We start from the raw sequence: 674 nt of genomic DNA, 5'->3' as shown, positions 1-674 counted from the left end.
CGTCCTACGGACCAACGGCACCGCCGCGCTGCAGTACGGTACGACCGAGGGGCACGTGCCGCTGCGGGAGTGGGTGGCCGCGCGCTACCAGGGTGTGCAGGTCGACGGCGTGCAGATCGTGTCCGGGTCGCAGCAGGGGCTGGACCTGGTGGCGAAGTGCTATCTCGATCCGGGGGACAGCGTCGTCGTGACCGCGCCGACGTATACGGGAGCGCTGCGCGCGTTCGACCCTTACGAGGTGCGGTACCGGCCCGTCGAGACCGACGACGACGGTATGGTCCCCGAGTCGTTGGAAGCCGCCCTTGTGGCCGGCGCGAAGCTGATCTACGCGATACCGAACTTCGACAACCCCACTGGGACGCTGCTCAGCCTGCCTCGACGCCACGCGGTCGTGGAGCTGGCACGTCGGTACGGTGTGCCGATCCTCGAGGACAACCCCTACGGCGATCTCCGGTTCGAAGGCGAGGCTCTTCCGCACCTATACGAGCTGGCCCCCGAGCTGGTGATCCACGCAGGTACGTTCTCCAAGACCATCGTCCCGGGTTTCCGGCTGGCCTGGCTCGTCGCGTCGCCTGAGGCCCTGGAGCCGATCCGCCGGGCCAAACAGGCCGCGGACCTGCATACGTCGACATTCGTGCAGGTGATCGCGATGGAGGTCGCACAGGACGGGTTTC

Annotated in this window: 1 protein-coding gene; it reads left to right on the top strand. The window is 67.7% G+C overall.

From position 1 onward, the window contains the following. A partial coding sequence (locus ELR45_RS36565; protein WP_205855740.1) for an aminotransferase-like domain-containing protein occupies positions 1-674 on the top strand: 674 nt, incomplete at both ends.

It is taken from the genome of Phytoactinopolyspora endophytica (assembly GCF_004138495.1).
GTDB lineage: Bacteria > Actinomycetota > Actinomycetes > Jiangellales > Jiangellaceae > Phytoactinopolyspora > Phytoactinopolyspora endophytica.
Note: the sequence above shows the minus strand (reverse complement) of the source record. Positions and strands in the feature narration are given on the sequence as shown.